Below are 23676 nucleotides of genomic sequence, written 5' to 3'. Positions count from 1 at the left end.
TCCACCAGCTAAACGGTTCAGCAACAGCAAGTGACATGTAAACTCAGCAGCCCCCAAGCTTCTTAAACTACTGATTTCCGTGAGCATAGGCTGAATCCATCAAACAATCTTTCTGTTGATCAGCCAAATCAAACTAAACCGTTTATCTCCCGGAACTCATTGAAAAATCTAAACAAACGGCATTTTTCAACCTTGATAATACAGGTTAGAATCGATAGTTCTATCAGTGATCTCGTATTGAAAATGTATAAACAACTCAGGACAGGAAACATGGCCTAGCTTAATCACCAAGCAAAGCTGCGACCTGAGTGTTAACCACGACCTCAATACAGACCACACCATACCTCTTGGCGACCCAGTCATTTGTATCCCCGAAGCTCCCCCACATAATCAGTCAGACTGATTTTGAACGACGACCCTACAATCATGCGAGCTCTATACATACTAGCCTCTCTCACCCCACTGCTTCTCCCCATCTCGGCCATTGGCCAGGAAGAGATGGATATGGACATGCACCTCAGCCCAGTAGCGAAACATCGCCACGGTGTGGCACTGGTAGCCTACGAACATGTCACCCACGTCGCCATCGCTGATGGCAACTGGTCTGATACTAGCATCTGGGATACAGGTACAATACCTACTGACGATTCCCGCGTGCTGATTCCCGAAGGCATCTCCGTACAGGTAAACGGCATCTACGATCAATCGCTGCGCACCATCCGCGTCGACGGCGAACTTACTTTCAAACATAACCGCAACACCCAGCTGCGTGTTGAAACATTGGTCACTTCTGAATCGGGCTACCTCGAAATCGGTAGCTCCAGCCAGCCAATTCAAGACAATGTCACCGCCACCATCATCTTTGATGATAGAGAAGATGGGTTTGTGCTCGACTCCGATTCCGCCGACTACGATCCGCTGAAAATTGGTCTTGGCCTGCTAGCTAACGGCCCCGTACGCGCCTATGGCTCAGCCAAATCACCCTACGCTGTGACTAGCGGCGTTGCAGCTGGCTCTACTGTCATTAACGTCAAAGAAGTTCCTAGCAACTGGAAAGCCGGCGACAAACTCGTCATCGCTACAGACAGCTACGATGATGTTGAGGGTGATGAAATTCGCTACCTAGTAGCCGTCAACAGCAACGCCAAAACAATCACCATAGATCAGCCGCTTGAGCTGGATCACATTCCACCCACCGCATCCACAGCGACGGTTCAGGAGAAGTTGGAAATTCACATCATTAACCTCAACCGCAACATCGTCTTTAAGTCTGAAGAATCACACTTGGCGGACACCGTGGTACACGACGACCCGTGGCATAATAGACGCAGCACGATCACTGAGTTTCCTGGTCGTGGACATATCATGTTCATGCACCACAACGACGTGGTCTGCGAATTCGTCGAGTTCCAAAACCTCGGCCGCACCAACTTAAAAGCCACTACACGCGAAGCCGTCACCTCGTCTACCTCAGTAAGCGAGCCAGCGATCAACCCAGTGGCCCGCTACGCGATGCACTTTCACATGGCCCACCTCAATGGCGTGAACCGCACTCCCGGCATCATCCGTGGTTGTGCCGTAGATACCAGCCCTGGCTGGGGATACGTGGTGCATTCCAGCCACGCGATTGTGGAAGACTGCGTGAGCTACGATGTCGCTGGCGCAGCCTACGTTGCCGAATCTGGCGACGAACTTGGCGCCTTCATCAACAACGTTTCCATCCGCACCCTCACTGCGGATTACCTCAGACCTGGCCGCAACAGCGGCGGCGGCGGCATGGGGTTCTGGCTGACATCCACCAATATGGACGTCATCGACAACGTGGCCTCTGGTACCACCGGCTCTGGATTCACCACATGGGTAGAACCTGACCACTCGCACAGTGCTTTGCCAAAAGTCATCAAGGAACTGCCAGCTGCATATACTAGCGACCCTGAGAAACACGCACTCTCACCATGGGAAGGCACCATTTCTCCTCACCAGAACTTACAGAACTTCCGCGGCAATACCGCCTACGCGGTGCAGCGCGATGGGCACCGACTCGGTCGCAGCGGCGGTGGGTTTAAAGGTCTCATCGAAGATTTCACTGGCTGGAGCGTCAGTTCAGGCATGGGCCGATGGTATTCTGGCGCCGTTACGGTCAACGGTCTCACTCTGGTCAACGACCTCAATAATCCATCAGGCACCGGCTACAAAGCATTCCACAACACTGGTGGATGGGACATCATGAATGCCCATATTGAAGGATTTGTGAATGGTTACGAATCATCTCCTCGCCAGGGCACGTCATACCTGTACAACGCCTACCTCAACAATGTTGTTAATATCACGCTAAGCAAAAACTGGAACAAACCAAATAGGCAGCTGATTCAGGGAAATATTGAATTTGGCAGCCTCTCACAGCAAGCGCTAGCTAACTACCAACAACGAGTCATCGATGATGGCAAAACTCCTGTTGAACCAGCTAATATATACATGTGGAATAAACCCATCGATGGGTTTGGTGGAGCAATTAACAATATCGTAGGCACCAATTTTGGTGTTCGCAGCTACTTCACATTTGACCCTGATAATTTTGCCAATACCCCAATAGCCATGCACATGTCTGTCCAACAGGCAGACGACTACATGCCAATGCCAGCTGAGAGCACGAGCTCACTCATCGCCGGCATGACCAATAGCGATATTGAAGCCCAATATGGCACAGGCATCCGCTACAATGGCGCTCCCATCCCATCTGGCGCGCTGACCCGCGACGATTGGCTTGGTATTTCCTACCTGGAAGGCACTAGCGATGGCGCAGTTTTGTATGAAACGCCACGCATCACCCGCTATTTGCCCAATGTCTACGCCCTCTCACAGGGTGACCAAACGCCAGTAGAAATCGACCTAAGCGACTATTTCCACGGGTTTAATGAAGAGCTCATCTGTGAAGCTGAAGTGATCGACAATGCCGACGTCGCCAACGTCTCCGTCTCAGGCAATATCATGACCGTGACGCCAACTGGCGCCTCTGGTCGCGCCCGCATCAAGATCGCCGTTTCCCTGGAGGGCACAAGTGACGCCACACAATATATCTACTGTGATACTCCTGGCGCGATGGACGATGTGATTGTCAGCGAACAAGGTCTGGCATTCTCCTATGACCTGCTCGCCAATGATATTTCTCCAGAAAATGACTCACTGATGGTGGTAAGCGTCAGCAACAACGACTACTACAGTACTGAGATCCTCGACGACGGATCTGTCTATTTCACCCCAAAAGGACCATTTGTGGGATCTACTGATTTTGAATACACCGCTACTGATAGCCAAAACAACAGCTACACCGCTTCCATTCGCCTGCTCAGCCAAGGGCTGGTGGCTCACTATAAAATGGATGGATCAGCAGGAGACAGCCAGCTGCTTGACTCCTCAGGCAATGGCCTACACGGCTGGACAGACACACCAGAATCCAGCAGCTGGCAAAGCGACGGTATCTGGGGTGGCAACTTGAGTTTTAGACTCAGTGATTCAGGTGATGAATTCCAGCTACCAACCACCATTCTCGACAGCATTGAATCGCAGCTGACCATTTCCTTCTGGGCAAGAATGGATGCTGATTCTGGCGGCAGCCGCGAGCTCCTGCTTGGTGTCAATACCGATGGCTTCAATGACTTCATCGTCTACATGCCATATAAAAATGACGACTTCCGCGTAGTTCTAGGTCGCGACGAAAGTAATAACGACAACCTGACGGCCTCAAACAGGGTAGCCGATGATATCTGGCAGCACTGGTCAGTCACCAAAGACAATACTACCGGCTCGTTGAAAATTTACCTCAATGGTGAATTGGTTTCCAGCGGTAGTGGCAAATCCAGAGCCCTCACTGAGCTAGCTACTCTAACCTTGGGCCGATGCTCAGCTGATATTGACGAACTCCGCATCTACAACCAGGTCCTCAGCGCCGAACGCATCAAAGATGACGCCCTCAACAATGTGCTCGCCTACAAAGGGGAAAGCATGCCCAATGGCCAGCTGAAAGACTTCAGCATCTATGCTCAACATAACCAGCTCAGCCTCGGCGCTAGCGCAACTACTAGTGGCGCCATTGGTGCTGGCATCGACCTCACAGCTGGCGCCATCGAACTCCCGCTAGCTGATGAACTCAAGCAATCAGCGACCTTCTCAGCCTCGTTCTGGATGAAATCAACAGACCCTGCGAGTGCAGCCACCATCATCCACGGCATCAATGCCAGCGGCCAGACGGTAATGAGCTTATCCAATAACAATGCTTCTAAGCTTGTTCTTACAGCTGGATCGGATGCGACTACAGCCGTCTTAACTACCCCAATGACGTCTGCTCTCTACGACCACTGGGTGGTCGTGCGCGATGCTGAAAATGCCCAACTGCGTCTCTACCAAAATGGTCTACTTGTCGCTAGCAAGACAGGCATTCAAACCGACGACCTCGAGCTAGACCGCTTATTTATTGGTCAAAAAGCCAACGGCTCATCACCACACTATGCTCTGCTTGATGAGATCAAAGTTTACACTTCCGCGCTGGATGATGAAACTGCCTACGCAGCGTCACGCGCTGAACCTAGCTCACTCACCTTTACTAACCAGTATGACATTGAAGGTGACATCCTCTTCATCTCACAAGTGTCGCAGATTGGCGACGTCATCTCCACTGTGGAGGCTAACGACCTCAATACTGAAGATAAACACCGCTACTCTATCAGCACGAAAAACTCTGACCTCGATGGATATTTAGAAATTGATGCGCAGACAGGTGAAATCACCCTGCTCAAAGACGGCCTGCTTTCCGAGACTGAGCTATTTGATACCGAGCACGAGATCACCATTACCGTGATCACTGGTGATTACCCAGATGTCATCGACATTGAACCAACCACTGGCCGCTACGTAAAACTTACCACCAATAACCTGCACGGTGAAAGCTGGGTCTCCTTGCGCGAGATCGAAGTCTTCAGCAATGGCGTGAATGTGGCGCTCAACAAATCCATTGAATCCGTCACCGCGCAGCAAGAGGAAAACCCTGCGACTGAAGCTATCGATGGCATCAGCGAGGACGACGATAACCGCTGGTCAGCTAGTGGGGCCGTTCAGGAAATTGTCATCGACCTAGGACAAAACTACCAGATCGACCAACTGCACATCGACGCCTACCTGGATCGCATATACACCTACACGGTAGAAGTCATGCCTGACGGTGGTGATTACCAAGAGGTCATCGACCGCTCAGCTGCTGAGCTAACCGAATCTACCTACACGGTCACCGCCATGTTCAGAGCGAACCAGGCGCCAATCGTTGGTGAAGATAGCTACGTCATGGTAGAAAATGACATCCTAGAGTTTGACCCCGTCGCCAATGATACCGATGAGGAAAACGAAGTTCTTGAACTCGCCGAGCTCGAAGAAATCGAAGAAGGATACGCATACGTCGTCACAGGCAATACCGTTCACTACGTGCCCGACTTCGGATTCACTGGCTTTGATAAAATCCGCTACAACGTTGGCGATGCACTCAACAACACAGATGCTGACATTCAAATCCAAGTGCTGCCGCGTACACTCAGCTGGTTCAACTTCGAAGCTGGCAAAATGGACGACCTTCGCAACAACGGCTACGAAGCCAGCCTGATCGGCGATTACGAGATCATCGATGACGGCGCCTATGGTAAAGCCATCAGCTTCACTGGCGGATACGCCTCACTACCTAGCGAATTAGTTGCCGAGATCGGTAGCCATTCAGATGAATTTGCCATCGCCTTCTGGCTCAAACGTAACGAAACCGGCGACCATACGCGCATCTTCCAGATGAACAACGGCAAAGGCAAAGGCATGTGGATTGAACACCGCAGCAACAACGGCGTGCGCGCCTACCTCAATGGCGACAGTAAAGTTTCTACTACCGTCAGCCCTAGCAAATTCGAGGAATATGAGTGGACTCACTTTGTGGTTCAATACAACGGCGAGCAGCTAGAAATGTACGTCAATGGCCAACTCACCAATACACTGACCCAGCCAACTAACATTCCTACCACATTCGCAACCATTACTTTTGCGGCTAATTCTGACGGCAATGACTACTCCATGACATCAATGGATGAAATCTTCCTCTACCGCAAGACGCTCAGCGCTCACCAAGTCAACATGCATTACCTAGGTGAAGTTGGTAGCTACCTCAGCTACGAGGAATTTGGCGAAGACATCAACGACATCTCAGGCCTGGGCAACAACGCCCACCCAAGTGGCGACTACTACCGCTCGTTCAGTAATCAAGTCAACAGCCCAAGCCTCTATACGGATGCCGCGTCCTTAGAGATCCCTGAGCAAGCTGTTAGCGACATCGATGGCCAATTCAGCTTCTCCAGCTGGGCTAGAGTCAATGACGCCTCCACCGCCAAGCAGGTTCTCTTTGAAATGCAGACTGAATCCCAGCCATTAACAGCCAGCCTATCAGCTAAGGGCGAAATGGTACTCAGCTACAAGAACAGCGAAATCAGCTACATGCTGTCTCACGCCGCTACTGACTGGCATCACTACGCATTTACCGTCAATGGACACGAGGCTGCCATTTACCTCAACGGCAACTTAGTCGCCTCAGGTGAATTTTCCAGCCAGCTAGCTCAGGCAACCACACTCACGCTAGCCAGCACACATTCAGCTAGCGACCATTGGCAAGGTGAAATCAGCAAAGTCTCGGTGTTCAAAACCACCCTGCTCGCTGAAGATGTCGCTGGTCTGGCCGCTATGCCGCCAAGTGCTCTTGAGCTCACCCAGGTTTCCGTGATCAACCCACACGCGGATGACGGAGCTGTCGTTGCCACCGTTACCATTGAGGATATTAATGAATTCGACCAACACCTCTACGAACTAGTTGATGACCTCAACGGCACGCTGAAAATTGATGCCAACACAGGCACCATCAGCATCAACGACGGCTCCGCGCTGCCAGCTGATATCACCAGCTTCGACGCCGAAGTCCTCGTCACAGATCCATATGGCTACCAGCTGAGCAGAGTATTTAGCTTAATAATCTACCAGAATCCTGTCCACCTAGACAGCTCTGCCGATCTCGTGCCACTTGTCAGCAGAAGTGATCTATCCACAGGCTCTGGATACGGTGGCTCCATTGCCAAAACCCTCGATGATCTATTTGCCTACGACGTCTACGAGCCAACGCTGGTGCGCCCCGCTCAAGGCACCGCATCCAACGGATTCCATGCCAACAATAAAACTTCAGGGTCCTTCCTCTACTATGAGGTCCCAGAAGGTGTCGCCGTGGCTAGTGGTCTTAAGTTAGTCATGGACCTCTACGGCCGCAGCAAAAACGCACTCACTCACCGTGATAACGGCATGGAAATCTACCTGCTGGCTGGTGGTGCTGATGGCATCGTGATCGACTCACTACACAACGCCGATATCGCTGACAGCTCGCCTTACCACTCGCGCTTCAGCTTCGACTATACCCGCGCGTTTGATACCGTCCTCATCTACGGACCTGATGCTAACTTCACCCTCATGGAACTGCGCATGGCGGTGATTGGCGACAACTTCCCAAATACCCACTACAACCAATGGGTAAGCACGGAAAATGTAGCCCAGCAGCTACAAGCAGCTACCGAAGATGCCGACGGTGACGGCTTCACTAACATGCAGGAATACTACCTCGGTACCGATCCTAATAGCGCCGGCAGCTCCATCTATCTACCTACCCCTGTTGGCAACGGTGAACTGCAAATCGCCTTCTCACTCAATACCGAAGCGCAAGGGCTCAGCCACAAATGGCAGAAATCAAATGACATGAGTAGCTGGAAAGATGTCGATAGCGACGACCTCGATACCGAACTGCTATCAGAAAATAACAGCGTGCAAAACTGGGCACTCATCGTGCCTATCGAAAGCAATCCCGTGTTCTATCGCATGATTATCGAATAATCTATTCCAGCTGGCTAACCATCAGCCAGCTAGAAAAACCACCTCTATCAAACCCAGCTGGATCTCATTCCAGCTGGGTTTATTTTTGCCCACTCAATCAGCAAAACAAGCGCCCTGCTAGAGCTATCTGCTAGCCAGCTAAAGATATCTAGCGGCTTAGCTATTTCATTGCCTGATTAGATCATTGACTGATTATATATTTCAATCAACATTAGTTAGTTACACTAAAAAATTAAGCCCAACACCAAAGCTTCTCGGTCGATGTCTTCGGTCGATATGCTTTACGTTAGTGCAGAAAGCTTACCCCTATTCACTGAGACTCGTAACAGATTCCACCCCATGCATATGAAACCAATCAAAACACTCCTATTCGCAGTTATCGCAATCTCCCTAAATCAGGCCCCTTTGCTAGCGGAGACTTCGAAACCCAATATTCTCATTATTCTCACCGACGATGTTGGGCTCCTGAATATCGGCGCCTATCACCGCGGCTTGATGAGCAGCAAAACCCCTAACATCGACAGCATCGCGAAGGAAGGCATGCTTTTCACCGACTACTACGCACAACCAACCTGCACCGCCGGCAGATCAGCAATGATCACAGGGCAGTTTCCAGTCCGCACTGGAATGCACACGGTTGGCTTGCCTGGGGATCCTATCGGCCTGAGCCCAGATACTCCCACCCTGCCGGAGTTGCTCAAAGAACTTGGATACCGGACCGGGCAATTCGGCAAAAACCATTTGGGCGACCGCGATGAGTTCCTGCCCACAATGCATGGATTTGATGAGTTTTGGGGGTGGCTCTACCACCTGAACGCCATGGAATATACCTCTGATCCCGAGTTTCCGAAGGGCGAGGAGGCCGCGCAGTTCGCCCCAAGGAATGTCGTCCACTGCTGGTCGACCGGTGAGGGAACTCAAAAGATCATCGACGATGGGCCGCTTCCTCCCGAGCGTATGAAAACTCTCGATGACGAGGTCAACAAGCACACCCTGAAATTTATCCGGGATTCCGTGGCCAAGAAGGAGCCGTTCTTTGTGTGGCATTGTCCTTCTCGTGCTCACGTTTGGACGCACCTCTCACCGAAGTATGAAGCCATGCTCGGTCAGGACGGACAAGGGCTTCAAGAGGTCGTGATGAGGGACCTCGATGATCATGTGGGTGAGGTTCTCGACGAACTAGATACGCTGGGCGTAGCCGAAAATACGATTGTCATTTTCTCTGCTGACAACGGACCTGAAATTATGACTTGGCCTGACGGTGGAATGACCCCTTTCAAGAGCGAAAAGGGCACGACATGGGAGGGTGGAGTTCGTGTGCCAATGTTGCTGCGTTGGCCTGGCAAAGTTGAGCAGGGATCGATCAACAACGGCATCATCGATTCAATGGATCTTCTTCCCACCCTCGTAGCTGCCGCTGGTGGCCCAGAGGATCTGAAGCAGCAGATGTTGACCGGCTACAACGGACACAAGGCCCACTTGGACGGCTACAATCAAATTCCTATGCTGACCGGTGCTGGTGAGTCGAACCGGAAGGAGATCATCTACTACGAACGCACTACGCTGCAGGCGGTGAGATATGGTGACTGGAAGGCTCATTTCATTGTTCAGAATGAGGGGTGGTCGGGCGCCAAGGAGGAGCTCACTGCGCCCTTACTTTTCAACCTGCGACAGGATCCACTGGAGAGAGCGGCTGAAGAATCGGGCATGTATATCGAGTGGATGGGGAAAAAGATGTGGGCATTTGGCCCAGCTCAAAGGATTGTGCAGAAGCATTTGAAAACCTTCGCTGATTGGCCTCCTGCCTCAAAGGCGGCTGCTAAAAACTCCGAGAGCCTCGATGAGAAACTGGAGAGCACCGGCGGGGTCGGGCAATAGAAAAACACTTCAGATGTACATCACTTATAACGAGGATAAGCCTATCGCGCTAAATGAATGCTTTGCTGTTTTCTCTGTAAATAGTCATGCTAGCATGCCTCCGTCAGGTGATGACATCGGAGTGCGACTTGTGATCCTATCCAAATAAACTTTGCTAACAAATTGTCTGTTTCATGAATTCACAGATTCGGCATAGCTCACAGTTTTGCGATTATCTATCGCCGCATTTCCAGCTCAGTGGATATTATGGTAGTCCAGATGGTTAAATACCGCCACGCCTAACTTCTCCAGCCAGCCGCGTAGCGGCGACCATTCGAAGCCCTGGGCACAGCCCAGGGGAAAAGGTCGATAAAAACAACGAGCCATATAGTGGTGGCCACGCATCGCCTAACTCCCCCCATTGACTCATTAGAATTCACTATCATCGTTAGAACCCCTATCAGAAGATCTTTCACGGTTTCAATTCACTAAAAACCAAAGGCGCAGCCCGCTACCACCAAGAAGGCTGACAAGCCAACAGAGCAATTCCCCAGCCAGCTCAGTTCGCTGCCTTATCGCAGCCGCGGCTAATCTCATTACCCAGTGAACGTGCTCACTCTACGATCACTAGGAGCTTTTCAATAAATCAGTTAGAGCCACATACTTGGTGCAGCGTCTCCCATATACAGCCACATTCAAACGACTACTTTCTCTCGGCAATCCATCTTGACTCACCTAGCAAAATAAACGTTACTAGCAGAATGAAATCTAATATATGGTCGATCTCGCTCTCCTTACTCGCACTTTTCATGATCCTCGGCGCCGAGGTCAAGGGCCAGGCTGCCGTCAGAGATTTCACTCGAGCTACTGACCAAAAAACAATCAAAGCCACCATCGTCTCTGTTGACGAAACACAAGTCACCTTACAAGTGCTCGGCAAAAAGCGATATACATTCGCTATGGATACATTCATCGAAGAGGATCAAGAATACATTAAGAATTGGGTTTTTAAAAGCCAAGGGATACCTCAGCCCAGCGACCTCGATCCACGAGTTAAACCCGGCGCGTCCTTCCGCGTCGAAATGCCTGAACTCGCAAAAACCTACACCGGAAAAACAGCAGGCTTCAGCATCTCAATCCCTGACAACTTCAAGTACCCCGACCCTGTGCCTGTGTTGGTATTCCTCAACGGCGGCAGCGGAAATGACAGCCTTGGGGCAGCTAAAAGCATTGCCGACCCCAGTCGATATGTGCTCGTCTCATTCCCTTATACTTCTGAAATCGCAAAAGATGGCGCATTAGGAAGTGATAGCGGCAACATGAAGTTGATCGAAGCCTACCATGCGGCCATGCTTGAGCGCCTCACCACTCTCATCCCCAACCTTTCAAAGACCCATCGAATCATTGCCGGCAGCAGCAATGGAGCACACATCATCGGCTCAGCTATCGCCATGGACTGGGACTGTTACATGGACTATTTCAAAGCCTTCATGCTTTGGGAGGGTGGCGGCTCAATCTCGCGCGACTTTCGAGCAGCCAAAGGCAAACAATACTGCTGCTGGGTCGGTTGGGGTGGAAAAAGTGAATCCAAGGCATTCACCATTGGCGTTGCCGATGCTATGGAATCTTCTCGCGTTCAGGTCACCAAAGAAGGCATTGCCACCGCCGCTCATGGCATGAACGACGACGCTAAATCAGCAGCCAAACGCTGGCTCACCGAAGTCGCCATGCCCGCTCTAGATCAAATGGACAAAGACTAGGCCACAAAATAGCTCATCAAGACCTTTAGCTTGCCTAGCTACCAGTATGCGCTGCACATCGTGCCTACCGAAAGTCAGTCAGTATTCTATCGCATGCTGATAGAATAATTCACCCCAGCTGGCTAACCACCCGCCAGCTAGAAAAGTCACCTCTATCTAACCCAGCTGGATCTCATTCCAGCTGGGTTTATTTTTGCCCGCTCAACCAGCAAAACAAGCAGCCAGATCCCCCACTAGCTACAACTAAGATTCATAAAACATGCCCGTGATGAACGGCCCTAACTTCAGCAGGTTTTCGCCACTTCTCAGAACGCCACTATTTTTTGCGTCACCTCTCTAGCGGGCACTATCGCTTCGCCACCCCTCAGGATGTCACTATCGCTTCGTCCCCCCCCAGGATGTCACTATTGCTTCGTCACCTCTCAGGATGTCACTATCGCTTCGTCATCCCTCAGGATGTCACTATCGCTTCGCCACCTCTCTGGGGGCACTATTGCTTCGCCACCTCTCAGGATGTCACTATCGCTTCGTCATCTCTCAGGATGTCACTATCTTTCCAGTAACTATCGCGATATCATTATACCCGGAAAAAGGTCCGAAGGAGCGAGACACTACAGCCCTGACCAAGGCAAGGCTGAAAGCCTAACGCAGGTCAGGGTGAGCGCGCCCAATAGGCCTGAAGCCCCAAAGGGGCGAGACAAAACTAGCCAGCTAATTATAGCTGAGTTTGTCTGTCTATTAGTCTTCCAAACCCCAAACTTTGTATAAAATTAATCAGGGGCTGGAAGCTCTGCTAAAACACTTTTTAGCTCCCTAATCTCAGTTTGTAGCTCTACAAATAACATTTGAGTATTTTTGTAATCTACTTCCATTGAGTTTTTCATATATATAAACATCAACAGAATTAGCATTTGGCATATAATTATAGCTATAATTCCGTACTTCATCATTACTTATATGTATTAGATTTTCCTGCCCCCCGTCCATACTTATTCCACATATTAGAAGACACATATTAGAAGACAGGTTTAGAGTCAGACTAGCAGGAATCTAAACCACTAATCACATTATTTTGTAAGTCTAAAACGCTGACTTTTGATACCAAACCAGGATTTAACATTCCAGCTGGCTGGATTTTTGGCCATTGATCTTCGGTTCGTAACTAAATTGGCCCAATTAGCTGATTTCATGGCCATTCCAGCCAGTTTCTAGCTGATCTTGATTTCAACAAAATCACAGCTCTCCAGCAACAGGCTGATAGAACTGCTTTTCTTGATGTCAATTTGTTGGGTCAGTCGGATTTATCGAATGGCCTGAAAATTCCAGCTACCTGGCTCACTCCAGCTCGTTTGGCGGTGGTGGTTACTGCTGAAGATCGCGCATGGCGCAGACCTCTTTGGGCGATTGGCGCCAATGCTTTGATTTCATCTTACGAGCGCCAGATTTGCGTTTTTCTCCAAACCATTCCTTCGTCTGTTGGAATACCTCATTGAGATATGTTTGACTGCCTATCACCATACCATCGCTGAAGTGGCGGACTTTATGTCGCAGCAGATAGGCCATGTTCACCTGGCCGTTAGCTTCAGATACTTTCTCGATTTCTTCCTTGCTGACTCCCTTTCTAACTTGCGCTTTCACCCACTGGCCATCGCGGGTCATGATGTCTTTGAATGTCTGCTCGGCATCGGTATAGAGCAGCACGCGATAGCGCTCGGCGCAGCCATCCGTCCAGTAATGGCGAGCATTTTCTTCATCCCACGGTTGGTTTTCAGCCGCCGAGTTAGGCATTTCATCTTTCAGCCAGAGCACACGACAAAGCCCACGGCGTGCGCGTTTATCTCCAGCTAGTGCAGCGCCGTAGCTACACCATCGATACGCATCTGGTTTCTCTACCATGCCCGCCCTAACTGGGTTGAGATCAATATAGGTCGACATGATTCTAGCAACGTATCCAGCCTGCACGAGCACGCTGGTGTAGCGACCGCTCCACAGGTAGCCGTCGCGGTTGTTATGCCTATTGTACCAACGGCTGAACCGCTGCTTCAGGCTCTTCATGAAGTTGCCCAAATCGTGCATCCGGCTGGTATATTGTCGCTTGAAATTATCCGCCGCCACCCGGCTGGAATTCCCCTCAGCATCTTGGCTAGCAGTCTCTAGCAAGTTATAAAATATCTGCTTCACCTCGGCGTAGTAGCTAGGCGAATATAGCGCCTTCACACGTCGCAAAAACTCATCGTCATCGATCTCCACCTCGCCTTCCTTGGGGACTTCGACCAGCAGATGAAAGTGGTTCGACATCACACAATAGCTGAGGATTTTGACGCCATAGAAGGTCTCACAGTTGCGCATGAGCCCAACAAATAGCTCACGCTCAGTATCACCCAAAATAAATCGCCGATCCACCACACGCGAAATGCAATGGTACACCGCCGATCGGTGTTTTCGATAAGGAGAGAGATATCTAGCTGTAGCCATAATCTCTACAGGTAACTCAGGTTGAGAAGATTGCAAAAAAATTCTAGCTCATTTTGTCTGTCTACTAGTCTTCCTAAATTAAAATAGTTATTCCACAAATTGGTACAACCACAACATCCATTTACTCTGCGTCCGCTGCTCCTCATGATAAAACTTGACGTCTACCCACACTTGATGTGCCTCATCCCCAGATGGCTCATAGTCAACTGTAGCTGAAAGCTTGTGCCCAAGCAGGTTTTTACCATCATAATTCGCTAATACATATCGTTGCAAATCATCGACATCAGCCTGATCTAAATAGAAGCTATATGTCCTGTCATAATATGAGAAACCTTCCATTGTACCGCCCTGAGCAATATCCTCAAGTTGGTACAACTTGCGTATATCCTCAACAAACTTCGTTTCGACTTCAGGCATAACAGAGACATACAGCGTACCAACATCTATAATTTCTTGCTTTGTGCTACGGCTATCTTGCAAAGCCAGTGATGTCACAAACCAAAGTAACAAACTGATCAATATTACTACTCCGAACTTTCTACACATTCCCACTTACTACTAATATTACTTTCTTTGATACTAACGGCCGACGATTTCATTCCACTTTCCGTAGAGGGTGCCCCCGTTACACCAGCGTAAGTATGTGAGACAGCAGAAGAATATAACAAGACAGGTTTATCATCGGACTAGCAGGAAACGCAATTTTCAATCGAATCATTTTGTTAGCTAGAATCACTGAAATTTGATAGCAAATGTGGATTTAACATTTCAGCTAGCAGGCTCACTCTCTTTTTCTTCGTGTAGTGTGAATGTATTTGGAGTCACTTATACAGCGCGATCATTGTTTGAATTCTTTTTTCATATTCTTTCGGAACGCTGAAAGTCCATGCAATAGGCTCATCCCGTTGGATATTGCGTAATTTGAGGCCTACTCCGCAGCCTACCATTTCCAACGATGTGTAATAGCCATATTTTGGAGCCATCGAAGTAGCTATATCTATCAAATCCTCCATGAAAGAATTTTGTTTTTCTTCACCCAGATCATCCGGAGACTGAAACTTTGTTTCAATCTGAACCAACGCTCCTTTTTCAACCAAAGATAATAGATATTGCTGAATTTCTTTGCGGTATTTGGATGCTAATTCTGGATCGACAGCAACATCAGTAGCTAATACTTCAAATTCAGCATGAGCATTCTGAGAAGCCACTGATAAGCAAAAGAAATCTCTGCTGATGTCTGCATGGGAGCAATGAATTCCCCAAAAAAATAATGAGCTAGCAATTAACAAGGTTCGCATATTAATGAAATTTACAGTGTGGGTCATATATCACAAGACTGGTTTAAAAACTTTCTAGCAGGAAAATCAAGTTCAAACCGTATCTATTTGTTAGCTAGAATCACTGGAATTTGATAGCAATTCAGGATTTAACATTCCAGCTGGCTGGACTTCTGGCCAACTAGGCTTCAATGTGTTACTAAATTAGCTAGCTGAGCTCATTCCAGCTTTTTTCTAGCTGGTTTCAGTTCCAACAAAAAAAAGACTCTCCAGCAACAGGCTGATAGAACTGCTATTCTAAATGTCAATTTGTTGGGCTAGCCGGATCTATTAAATGGAGGCTGAGAAATCCAGCTGGGTAAATTTTTGCCCTCTCAATGAATACAAAAAAGCAGCCAGCTGGATCAGCTGGCTGCTTTGGTGTTGAATCTAATCGGTAAATCTATGACCGCGTTAGGCAGTGATGCCGCCACGAGCGTCACCATCACCGAGACCAGATTTCTCGAGGTAATAGTCGTATCCGCCAGAGTAGCGGGTGAGCTGGCCACCGCTGATATGCAGGGTAGTTTCACCCAGTGCGCGAATGAAGTGCACGTCGTGGGAAATGAATACCAAGGTGCCTTCGTATTGCTTCAGCGCCTGCACGAGGGCTTCGATAGAAAGGATGTCCAAGTGAGTGGTAGGCTCATCCATCAGCAGCAAGTTAGGAGGATCAACGAGGAATTTCACCAAGTTGAGACGAGATTTCTCACCACCTGATAGAACCTTACATTTCTTGTGTACGTCTTGGCGACGGAATAGGAATGATCCGAGGATGGAGCGCGCTTCGTCTTCACGAATATCTGGCGCTGCTTTCATCACCTCGTCGAGAACTGAGTTGTGCTCGTCAAAGGCTTCGGAACGGTGCTGTGAGTAGTAACCCAGCTTGGTGCTGTAGCCAGCGCGGCGTGTACCAGCTTGTGGCTCTAGGGTACCTGCGAGCAGCTTCATCAATGTGGATTTACCGGCACCGTTAGGGCCTACCAGAACGATCTTCTCACCGCGCTCGATGGTTAGGCTGGTATTTTTGTAGATCACCAGATCACCGTAGGCGAGGTCGACATTTTCCAGCTCGACTACTTTCTGTGTTGAGCGTGGCGGCTGAGGGAAGTTAAATTTGAATACCTTGCGCGGAGTGGCTGGTTTCTCCAGCGTGCGCATTTTCTCGATCTGCTTCATCTTGCTCTGCACCTGAGATGCTTTTGAGCCGACTGAGCGGAAGCGGTCGACGAACTCTTGCACTTTGGCAATTTCCTTCTGCTGGTTGCGGTACGCGCTAACTTGTTGTTCGTAGCGAGTCTCGCGCTGATTGAGGAATGAGCTGTAGTTGCCGGTATAGGAAATGAATGATTGCTGGTCGATGTCGAACACGGTCTCAATGATCTCGTCCATGAAATCGCGATCGTGGGAAATCATCAAAATCGCACCTGGGTAGTTCTGCAGGTAGCGCTGGAACCAAATCAATGTGTGCAGGTCCAAGTGGTTAGTAGGCTCATCGAGCATCAACAAATCCGGCTCCATCACCAAGAGACGAGCGAGGTAGGAACGCATGATCCAACCACCAGAGAACTCGCGAGCTGGGCGGTCAAAATCTTCTTGTTTAAAGGAAAGTCCAGCGAGGATCTTCTTCGCTTTTGGCTCTAGCTGGTAACCATTGAGCGCGGTAAATTGGTCTTGAGCGGCGCCGTATTCATCAGAATCAGTGGTGCCTGCAGCTTCGTGCTCACGCATGGTACGCAGAATGCCTACCATCTCAGGTGTGGTGCCCATGGCGATTTCCATCACGGTCTCGTCACCTGGATCGCCAGCTTCCTGCGCGAGGTAACCAACAATCGCGTATTCATCGAGATCGACCACGCCGTTGTCGCAATCTTCTTCGCCCAGAATAATCTTAAACAGAGTAGACTTACCCGCGCCGTTAGGGCCGACCAATGCGGTGCGCTCGCCCCAGTTGATCGTCAAATTGGAATCTTCAAACAGGGTGCGCCCTCCCATGTTTTTGGTCATGTTGCGAATCGTCAGCATAATGGTCGTTGGTCTTAGTTAACAAAAAAGCCTCACTCACTTATAGCCAGTGGTCAGCTCAATTTATGCGCGCAACAAACCACAGCTTGCGGGTCCGATAAAGCAGAATCGGTCAATTCTCAGCTGGATTAGCGGTTTCGTTCGGTTTATGCAAAAAAATGCACGGAATAAGTGCCCATTTCGCCTATCTTACCCAAATAAAGGCTCTCCCACCCCTAGACTCTATGATCATGAAATCAGCCCATTTTTCCACCACCAGCCGTCAGCTCAGCCAGCTAGTTGCCATGGTTTTCTTGCTCGCCGCCAGCCAGCTCACCGGCGCACCAAGCAGCCAGCCAGCTGGCCTCAACCACGCGCAGCTGGAAATTCTCGATGACAAAAATCCCGCCGAGCTGGCTAGCTACACACTGCCAGCGGAGAAAAAATTCATTGCGCTATATTACACCGCGATGTGGTGTCCGCCGTGCCGCGCCACCACGCCAGCGCTGGTAGATGAATACCAATATCTCAAATCATCACCGGTAGAAATCGTCATGGTCAGCAGCGATCGCACACCCGAACAGCGGCTCAAATACCTGCGCGACTACAACATGCCATTTCCTGCCGTCGCCTGGTCCGACATCCCTAAGCTGGAAAAATACGCGCCAAACTCCATCCCCCACATCGCACTGATCGAGGCCGATACCGGCAAGCTCATCACCACCAGCCGCGAAGTGGGCATCGATGGTGTGGTGGAAAAAATGCGCCAGCTCGCTGAAGTCACCGACGCGCCTGATTTTTCCGTGCCCGTCAGCAAATCCCGCTGGCTGGTCCCGCTCGCCATCATCGGCATGTTCTTAGCCCTCATGCTTTTCCGCCAGATGCGCGGTGGCTGCTGAGGCATCTAGCTACTAGCCCGCCGTGCGCGGGTCATTCCTTAAATCCTAGCTAGTCAGTCGTGCAGCAAATCAGTGAGTCCAATTAATCGATTGGGTTCTATTTTACTGAATAACTACAATTGCATGTCACATATTTATCAAATAGTATCACGATCACCGTCAAAATTTCACAAATCAAAAAATATTTTAAGTTTAAAACTTTGCAAAAGATTACGCAGCGAGCTTCATTTTCGTCAGTGAAACTATTTCACGCACGTATCCTCTTAAACAAGTAACGAAAAGAAGATGAAAATCACAACGAAACACACTAAACTGATTATACCCACAATATTATTTGCCACCATAGCGGCTAGCCCGGCAGCCACTTTAGTCATGGGAAATAACGACTTAAGTAGTGGATTAGACTGGAGAGCCTTGGGGGTAACTGGTGGCGCAACCAGCCAGACTGCGGGCTACGTGCAAGATGGTCTTGAATTTAGACTAACAATCACCGCCACCGGCTCACCTACTGTAGGAAACTCTTCAAACCTCAAGCTACGTGAACAAGCTGGCAACAGCAGTACTGTTAATGTCAATGGAGGTAATAATAATAACGAGATCGAATCAGGCGAACAAATCACTTTCACATTATCCGTAAACTCCGTAGACGGCACCACTCTCAACTCAATCGCGCTGAACAGCATTACGCTAAAAGGATTCGGCAGTGGTGAATACCTTACCTTCTCAGAACAAGGTGGAGCTACAACTGCTAATATCGAAGGATCTAGCGGTAATACCTTCAATTATGCAAACCTGACTCCGACCAGCGGCAGCTTCAATGAGCTAGGCCTTAACAATGTAGGTGGCGACGCCGCAGCTGGCGACAATTCATGGACACTCACCCTAGGTACACTAGATGGAGAACCTGGTACAGGCACAAGAGGTGGACAACTCGACCTCTTCTCAATCGATTACACATTCACCACGCCTATTCCAGAACCATCATCCGCGTCACTCATCATGATCGGGGCATTTGGTTTACTCACCAGACGCAAAAAATAGTTTATTGCGACATCTCCTTGAGTACATAGAAACCTCAGGCCATCTATGGTCTGAGGTTTTGTTTTCTCCAGCCAGCTGGAAATCACTTCTCGGCACGCTTCTGTGCCGCCAGTAGAAATGGCGATGTCGCTGGCCCATTGAGGTGTTGGTGTTTCACCACCTGCCAGCCGTAGCGTGGCAGAGCGGCAAAGTACGCCTCCACTTCATTAGCTTCTTCTCGCCCGCCATCGTGGCCGGGATAACACATCACTGAGAGAATGCCGCGCGGGCGCATCAGCTCCACCGCCGATTCCAGCGCCGCCAAAGTCGTAGCTGGCAGCGTGATCACGCTGTGGTCTGCATTGGGAAGATAACCCAAATTAAACATCACCGCGCCCAAGCCAGCTGGCGCAAAATCAGCCAGCTTTTCGTGCCCACAATGGTGTAGATCCACCGCCGCCTCACAGTCAGCTAGCCGCGCGCTACTCGCCTCCACTGCCGCCTGCTGCACATCAAAACCAATCACCCGACCGCGCGCACCTACACAATTTGCCAAAAACAAAGCGTCATGACCATTGCCCAGCGTCGCATCCACCACCACATCACCCGACTGCACACACGCTTTCACCAGCTCGTGAGCCATTGCTAATGGTTTTCTTACCTGCCACTTCATGACTCACTAGTAGCGGGTGGAAAAATTTTCGCCAAATCAAAATCATCATCCACTGGCTTACCCGTAGCTAAATACTCGGCAAACTGGCTAGCTACCAATGGCGCCACCAAACTTCCCTTCGACCCCAAACCATTAAAAAATCCCAGCTGACGGTGAGCTGGATGTAGCCCACAAACTGGCTGGCTGCAGCGCACAATAGGCCGCACCGCTGCCTCGTGCGCCACCACCTCGTAAGCGGCATCAGTAAACGACTGTACAATGCCCTCCACTTTCTCGCGGCCTGCGCCAGTTGGCTCGCTATCCAGCTGGTCCCAGTCGTAGCTCGCTCCCGCCTTCCACAGGCCATTTTCACGCGCCGCCAGCCAGCCGCCACGATGGTAGCGCTGGCTGCCTTGGAGCAATGGAATGCGTAAACTTAAAATCTCCCCCTTAGCACTACGATGAGGAATATAATCAAATGGGCCAGATCCCAAACCATAGGCACCGAGGCATAAAATCACCCGCTGCGCTCGCCAATCTCGCCAGCTCACACCATCAGCTGAAAAATCCAGCTCATCAGCAGAAAAATCCGCCTCCAGCCAGCGATTTTCACCTGCAAGTAACTCACTCACCACAGCTAGAAATTTTCTCGTATCCAGCCAGCCACCATCGCGCATGGCAAAACCACCGTGCTCGGCTTTCACCCCAGCTGCACTGTTTGCCTCGCCAGCCACCCAGCGGTCGTAGCCGTTCTGTGTCTGTAGCTTACGCTCAAACTTGCGAAACTCTTTTTCACCAGAGAATAATCTTAACACCTCGCTGGAATGATAAAACGTCTGCCCCACCTGATTCTCTAGCTGACGATAAAAAGGTACCGCAACTTGCAAAAATTCATCCTGTCGAGGCGATGGATTCATCCCCTTCCCGGTGATAGGTGTGATCAATCCAGCCGCCACTCGCGACGACGAATGTTCATCTTGCCTATCCACCACAAGAAACGATTGTCCACGCCGCCGCAGCTCTAGAGCCAAGCAACTTCCAGCCAACCCTTGCCCAATAATGATGCTATCTACTTGCTTTGCCACTAGCCAAATCACTAGTGGCAGATCGATGCCAATGCAAAGAAATTTACCATAAAATATCCGCCCGTATTAGCACATGTAAACTGGTGCAAACAGCCCATTTCTAATGCAAATTTTAGCCCGCTAAAAAAAACCAACACGCGCTAAATCACCTACTAGTAAGCTGTTTCACAAGCGCCCCCAAGGCATATAAATCCAGCTATTTACTTTACTTCTCATTTTTCCCTGCTGGAATACATGATCAACATACACACCATTTATGAGATTCAAATTCACATGTATTGCCCTGCTTGGCACATGCGCGCTCGCATCGGCAGATATCTTTCACATGAAAGACGGAACTAAGGTTGAGGGCGAATTAATTTCCCGTGATGCAAATGAATACAAAATCATGGTTCATCACGGCGAAACCATCAAGTACGAGCAGACCTTCCCGCGCGACCAAGTAGTGCGCCAAGAACGCCTCGCTACTGACGGCCCAGCATTTGAGAAAATCAAAGATTTAGCGCCTGCTCCAGACATGCTTCCAGTGGAGGAATACGACGAGCGCATCGCCGAACTCAACAAGTTCCTCGACGAACACGATCTGTCCAGCCACCGCCGCACCGTGCGCGGAATGATTCGCACACTCGAAGACGAGAAAAAACAAATCGAAGCTGGCTCAACAAAAATCAACGGCAAGCTGATAACGCAAACTGAGTACCAGAAAAAAGCCTACGAGCTAGATGCTGGCGTGGCCAAAGGCAGAGTAGATGCCGCACTCAAAAAGCAAGACTACAACGGCGCCATTCAGGCATGGGAAAACATGAAAAGCGATTTTGCCGGCTGTGATGCCTACAGCCAAGCAAGTGCTAGCTTAAAAAATGCCCTGACTCGCCACAAATCTCGCCTCACCACCATGATCAATGAAGTGGATGCGAAAAAAGACGAGCGCAAACGCACCGTGGGATCGATGACTGGCAACAGCAAAGCCAACGCCATCAAGGTCGTGCAAGATTCCAATAAAGCAGTCGAAAGCACCTACAAACGTGAAAAATCTCAAGGGGTGAAAATTCTCACCGCCAGCGAGTACCACAAAACGCCAAGCCAAGACACCATCAACAACATCAACCAGATCATCAGAAGCATGAATAACCATGCTCGTCACAACTCAGCTGAGCTGTACAACACCATCTGGCAGGCGATTGATGCTCAAGATTTTGCCAAAGCAAAAGAGGTCTTCGAAGAGATCAAAATTGATCCTAACTTCAGCGAGAAGTACAAGACCGCTGTGCAGGCTCACTACAAACAAGCGTGGGACGCCTCTAAAAAGTAGCTATCTAATCCAACCTAACCGTCCAGCCACAGCCACTAGGCAGGCGGACAATTGAACGTGACAACTCGGGCTGCCAGACTATGCTCTGGCCAGCCCGATTTTTTTATCATGAGCAAAAGAACCGCAAGTCAATCACGCACTACCACCGAGACCTCCATCGAGCTGTCTCTAGATCTAGATGGCTCAGGCAAGTCTGAGATTTCTACAGGAGTACCCTTCTACGATCACATGCTCACCCTGTTTGCGCGTCACTCGCTCATTGACCTCAAGGTCAAAACTGTTGGAGACATCGAAGTGGATGCCCACCACACCGTTGAAGACACCGGCATCGTACTCGGCGAGTGCATTCGTGAAGCCTTAGGCAACAAGTTTGGCATCAATCGCTACGGTCATTGTTACCTGCCAATGGATGAGACTCTCAGCCGTGTAGTCATCGACCTCAGCAACCGACCATTCATCGAATTCCGTCACCCTGAGCGCTGTGCTGATGCACCTAACTTCCCGCTCACACTAACTGAAGAATTCTGCCGCGCATTTGCCTTCAACCTACGCTGCAACTTGCACGTTGAAGTCCTCTACGGTCGCGACGGCCACCACGTTGCCGAGTCAATCTTCAAAGGCCTCGCCCGTGCACTCAAGATCGCTGCCGAAGTTGACCCACGCGTTCAAGGCGTGCCGTCCACTAAGGAAATGCTCTAAGCACTGCCACCTAACTAACATTGAATATGCAAGTAGGAATCGTTGATTACGGACGTGGCAACCTGCATAGTGTGGAAAATGCTTTCCTCGCTATCGGCGCCAACGCCAAACTCGTTAGTACTCCAGAAGAGCTCGAAGGGCTCACTCACCTCGTGCTTCCTGGCCAAGGTGAATTTGGCGACTGCGCAGCTAACCTAAAAGAGCGCGGGTTATTTGAACCCGTCAAAAATTGGATCGCCGCAGACAAACCATACCTCGGAATCTGCGTTGGCTATCAGCTATTGCTAGAAAGTGGCGAAGAATCACCCGACGCTATCGGCCTCGGCGTGCTCAAAGGTAGCTGCAAGCGCTTCCCTAATGTTGGGCTGAAAATTCCACACATGGGGTGGAACCAAGTCGTCCCAACAGATCCATCTCACCCGATCTGGAACGAGCTGCCTGAAAATCCATTTTTCTACTTTGTGCACTCGTATTACACCGACCTGCAGGAACAAGAAGACATCGCCGCTCACTGCGACTACGCGCTCAACTTCCCAACTATGGCCATTCGCGGTAAACTGGTTGCCACTCAGTTCCACCCAGAAAAGAGCCAGCACAACGGACTCCAGCTGCTGAAAAACTTCCTCGCTCTGTAGCGTGACCTAGCTGGC

14 protein-coding genes are annotated in these 23676 nt (G+C 50.0%); 8 read left to right on the top strand and 6 right to left on the bottom strand.

The features are described 5' to 3' along the window. Positions 1 to 426: 426 nt before the first annotated feature. The 3 genes from JIN82_RS01020 (at position 427) to JIN82_RS01010 (ending at position 11564) form a co-directional block, all read left to right on the top strand. On the top strand, positions 427 to 7947 hold the full coding sequence (locus JIN82_RS01020; RefSeq protein WP_200309771.1) for a LamG-like jellyroll fold domain-containing protein: 7521 nt from the start codon (positions 427 to 429) through the stop codon (positions 7945 to 7947). Between the two features lie 345 nt (positions 7948 to 8292). Beyond that, a complete protein-coding gene (locus JIN82_RS01015; protein WP_200309770.1) occupies positions 8293 to 9825 on the top strand; it encodes a sulfatase-like hydrolase/transferase in 1533 nt (510 codons plus the stop codon). A gap of 740 nt (positions 9826 to 10565) precedes the next feature. Then, positions 10566 to 11564 carry a hypothetical protein gene (locus tag JIN82_RS01010; RefSeq protein WP_200309769.1) on the top strand — a complete coding sequence of 333 codons (999 nt, stop codon included), beginning with the start codon at positions 10566 to 10568 and terminating at the stop codon, positions 11562 to 11564. A gap of 1362 nt (positions 11565 to 12926) precedes the next feature. Here the strand turns inward: JIN82_RS01010 and JIN82_RS01005 are convergent. From JIN82_RS01005 to abc-f, 4 genes are all read right to left on the bottom strand, one after another. Further along, entirely contained in the window at positions 12927 to 13991 is a 1065-nt protein-coding gene (locus JIN82_RS01005; RefSeq protein ID WP_325099453.1) for a transposase, read from the bottom strand. A 135-nt stretch (positions 13992 to 14126) separates the two neighbouring features. Continuing rightward, positions 14127 to 14519: a hypothetical protein gene (locus tag JIN82_RS01000; RefSeq protein WP_234041682.1), complete on the bottom strand. Its 393-nt coding sequence runs from the start codon at positions 14517 to 14519 to the stop codon at positions 14127 to 14129. A gap of 341 nt (positions 14520 to 14860) precedes the next feature. After that, positions 14861 to 15364 carry a hypothetical protein gene (locus JIN82_RS00995; RefSeq protein ID WP_234041681.1) on the bottom strand — a complete coding sequence of 168 codons (504 nt, stop codon included), beginning with the start codon at positions 15362 to 15364 and terminating at the stop codon, positions 14861 to 14863. 405 nt (positions 15365 to 15769) lie between these two features. Next, positions 15770 to 17380 (bottom strand): ribosomal protection-like ABC-F family protein, encoded by a 1611-nt coding sequence (gene abc-f / locus JIN82_RS00990; RefSeq protein WP_200309765.1) that lies wholly within the window; start codon positions 17378 to 17380, stop codon positions 15770 to 15772. Between the two features lie 224 nt (positions 17381 to 17604). Between abc-f and JIN82_RS00985 the strand changes: the two genes are divergently transcribed. Together JIN82_RS00985 and JIN82_RS00980 are read left to right on the top strand one after the other, a co-directional pair. Next, positions 17605 to 18258 (top strand): thioredoxin-like domain-containing protein, encoded by a 654-nt coding sequence (locus JIN82_RS00985; protein WP_234041680.1) that lies wholly within the window; start codon positions 17605 to 17607, stop codon positions 18256 to 18258. A 372-nt stretch (positions 18259 to 18630) separates the two neighbouring features. Continuing rightward, positions 18631 to 19299, top strand: a complete 669-nt coding sequence (locus JIN82_RS00980) for a PEP-CTERM sorting domain-containing protein (RefSeq protein ID WP_200309763.1) — start codon at positions 18631 to 18633, stop codon at positions 19297 to 19299. Positions 19300 to 19381: 82 nt separating this feature from the next. Here the strand turns inward: JIN82_RS00980 and mnmM are convergent, their stop codons facing one another. Beyond that, positions 19382 to 19951 (bottom strand): tRNA 5-(aminomethyl)-2-thiouridylate-methyltransferase MnmM, encoded by a 570-nt coding sequence (gene mnmM, locus JIN82_RS00975; RefSeq protein WP_200309762.1) that lies wholly within the window; start codon positions 19949 to 19951, stop codon positions 19382 to 19384. Then, complete coding sequence (locus JIN82_RS00970; protein WP_200309761.1) at positions 19948 to 21015, bottom strand: NAD(P)/FAD-dependent oxidoreductase; 1068 nt, start codon at positions 21013 to 21015, stop codon at positions 19948 to 19950. The genes mnmM and JIN82_RS00970 overlap by 4 nt, the downstream gene beginning before the upstream one ends. 256 nt (positions 21016 to 21271) lie before the next feature. Here JIN82_RS00970 and JIN82_RS00965 point away from each other — a divergent pair, with 256 nt between their 5' ends. The 3 genes from JIN82_RS00965 to hisH all read left to right on the top strand — a co-directional run bounded on the left by JIN82_RS00965 (position 21272) and on the right by hisH (position 23661). After that, positions 21272 to 22327 (top strand): PTPDL family protein, encoded by a 1056-nt coding sequence (locus tag JIN82_RS00965; RefSeq protein WP_200309760.1) that lies wholly within the window; start codon positions 21272 to 21274, stop codon positions 22325 to 22327. A gap of 108 nt (positions 22328 to 22435) precedes the next feature. Continuing rightward, entirely contained in the window at positions 22436 to 23026 is a 591-nt protein-coding gene (gene hisB / locus JIN82_RS00960) for an imidazoleglycerol-phosphate dehydratase HisB (protein ID WP_200309759.1), read from the top strand. A gap of 26 nt (positions 23027 to 23052) precedes the next feature. Next, the gene (gene hisH / locus JIN82_RS00955) at positions 23053 to 23661 is read left to right on the top strand and encodes an imidazole glycerol phosphate synthase subunit HisH (RefSeq protein ID WP_200309758.1); all 609 of its coding nucleotides are present in this window, start codon (positions 23053 to 23055) and stop codon (positions 23659 to 23661) included. Positions 23662 to 23676 lie beyond the last annotated feature (15 nt).

Origin of the sequence: Persicirhabdus sediminis (assembly GCF_016595495.1) — a bacterium.
In the GTDB taxonomy this organism is placed as follows: domain Bacteria; phylum Verrucomicrobiota; class Verrucomicrobiia; order Verrucomicrobiales; family Akkermansiaceae; genus Persicirhabdus; species Persicirhabdus sediminis.
This window is presented reverse-complemented; position numbering and strand designations above follow the sequence as displayed.

Excerpts from the sequence above, each read along its gene's own strand:
- JIN82_RS00995 (WP_234041681.1), bottom strand. The coding sequence starts at position 15,364 with ATGACCCACACTGTAAATTTCATTAATATGCGAACCTTGTTAATTGCT.
- JIN82_RS00965 (WP_200309760.1), top strand. The coding sequence starts at position 21,272 with ATGAGATTCAAATTCACATGTATTGCCCTGCTTGGCACATGCGCGCTC.
- JIN82_RS00980 (WP_200309763.1), top strand. The coding sequence starts at position 18,631 with ATGGGAAATAACGACTTAAGTAGTGGATTAGACTGGAGAGCCTTGGGG.
- hisB (WP_200309759.1), top strand. The coding sequence starts at position 22,436 with ATGAGCAAAAGAACCGCAAGTCAATCACGCACTACCACCGAGACCTCC.
- JIN82_RS01010 (WP_200309769.1), top strand. The coding sequence starts at position 10,566 with ATGAAATCTAATATATGGTCGATCTCGCTCTCCTTACTCGCACTTTTC.
- abc-f (WP_200309765.1), bottom strand. The coding sequence starts at position 17,380 with ATGCTGACGATTCGCAACATGACCAAAAACATGGGAGGGCGCACCCTG.
- JIN82_RS00985 (WP_234041680.1), top strand. The coding sequence starts at position 17,605 with ATGATCATGAAATCAGCCCATTTTTCCACCACCAGCCGTCAGCTCAGC.
- hisH (WP_200309758.1), top strand. The coding sequence starts at position 23,053 with ATGCAAGTAGGAATCGTTGATTACGGACGTGGCAACCTGCATAGTGTG.
- JIN82_RS01015 (WP_200309770.1), top strand. The coding sequence starts at position 8,293 with ATGAAACCAATCAAAACACTCCTATTCGCAGTTATCGCAATCTCCCTA.
- mnmM (WP_200309762.1), bottom strand. The coding sequence starts at position 19,951 with ATGAAGTGGCAGGTAAGAAAACCATTAGCAATGGCTCACGAGCTGGTG.
- JIN82_RS01020 (WP_200309771.1), top strand. The coding sequence starts at position 427 with ATGCGAGCTCTATACATACTAGCCTCTCTCACCCCACTGCTTCTCCCC.